This window comes from Streptomyces sp. NPDC057543, assembly GCF_042801895.1.
Taxonomy (GTDB): Bacteria; Actinomycetota; Actinomycetes; order Streptomycetales; family Streptomycetaceae; genus Streptomyces.
In genome coordinates, this window is record NZ_JBHVFF010000574.1 from 1 (window position 1) to 1,607 (window position 1,607).

The following is a 1,607-nucleotide window of genomic DNA, read 5'->3' on the forward strand; positions in this document are numbered from 1 at the left end:
GCTCCACGACGACCGTGGAGCCGGGCTTCTTCTGTGTCGAACCACTGGCGGCGGTTACCCCTGGGGGGTATGTTGATGGCGCTCGCTCAGTCATACCCCCCTCCGGTATAGGAGTTTGACGTGTCCTCCTCTAATTCGCCCGGGCACCCGCGCCGCTGGACCGCGCTGGCCCTGATCGCTCTCGCTCAGTTCATGGTGATCATGGACACGTCGATCATCGGCGTGGCGCTGCCCAAGATGCAGGATGATCTGGGCTTCTCCCAGGAGAACCTGTCCTGGGTCTTCAATGCGTACGTCGTGGCGTTCGGCGGCCTGCTCCTCCTCGGCGGGCGGCTGTCGGACCTCCTCGGCGCCAAGCGGCTGTTCGCCACGGGATGGATCGTCCTGGCCGCCGGATCCCTGATGGCCGGACTGGCCGGCCAGGTCTGGGTCGAGCTGGCAGGGCGTGCCGTGCAGGGGGCCGGGGCGGCACTGATCGCACCCTCCGCCCTGACCCTGCTGATGATGCTCTTCGGGGCCAGGCCGCAGGAGCTCGGCAAGGCATTCGCCCTGTACGGCGCGGCCGCACCGGCCGGCGGTACCGCGGGAGTCTTCCTCGGCGGTGTCATCACCCAGTACGCCAGCTGGCCCTGGGTGTTCTACCTCAACATTCCCATCGCGCTGATCGTCCTGGCGATCACGCCGGCCGTGATGCCCTCGGCCCCGGCTCGCCGCGGCTCCATCGACCTCGCGGGCGCGGTCACCGTCACCGCCGGCCTCGGCACCGCCGTCTACGCCATCGTCCGTGCGCCCGAGACCGGCTGGGGATCGGCCGGGACCTGGCTGATCCTGCTCGCGGGAATCGTGCTGATCGGTGTGTTCGTCGTCCTGCAGTCCAAGTTGAGCCAGCCGCTGATGCGGCTGGCCATCCTGCGCGCGCCGAACCTCGCCGGGGCCAACCTGGCCCAGTTGCTGATGGCCGCCGCGTGGATCCCGATGTGGTTCTTCCTCAACCTCTACCTGCAGCAGGTCCTGGGCCTCGGAGCGTTCGCCTCCGGAGCCGCGCTGCTGCCCATGACGGTCGCCATCATGATCATGATGATTGTTCTGGCACCCCGTCTGATCAACCGCTTCGGTCCCAAGCCCCTGATCGTGGCGGGACTGATCGCTCTCGCGGCCGGAATGTTCTGGCTGTCCTTCGTCCGGCCCGACGGCACCTTCTGGGTCGACGTCCTGCCGGCATCGCTCGTGGCGGCCGCGGGCATGTCGCTGGCCTTCATCCCCTCACTGGGCACGGCTCTCTCCAGTGCCCGGCCGGAGGAGGGCGGTCTCGCATCCGGCATCGTCAACACCAGCTACCAGGTGGGTTCCGCACTCGGTCTCGCCGCCATGACCGCTGTCGCCGCAGCTCACGGTGCTGGGGAACTCGGCAACCCCGAGGCCCTGACCGACGGGTTCTCCGCCGCCTTCATCGGAGCCGCCGTCCTCGCCGCCGTCGGAGCGCTCGCGTCCCTGCTGGCGTTGCGCACCCCCGACAAATCCACTGCCGACAGTGCGGCTGGGCAGCCCGAGCAGGCGGAAGTGGTCTGACTGCCGCAGGCCGGGCGGCCCGCCGGACGTGAAGTGTC

1 protein-coding gene is annotated in these 1,607 nt (G+C 68.9%); it reads left to right on the top strand.

The features are described 5' to 3' along the window. The first annotated feature begins 120 nt into the window (after nucleotides 1–120). The gene (locus ACFU8Q_RS41390; protein ID WP_384465350.1) at nucleotides 121–1,569 is read left to right on the top strand and encodes an MFS transporter; all 1,449 of its coding nucleotides are present in this window, start codon (nucleotides 121–123) and stop codon (nucleotides 1,567–1,569) included. The last annotated feature ends 38 nt before the right edge of the window (nucleotides 1,570–1,607 follow it).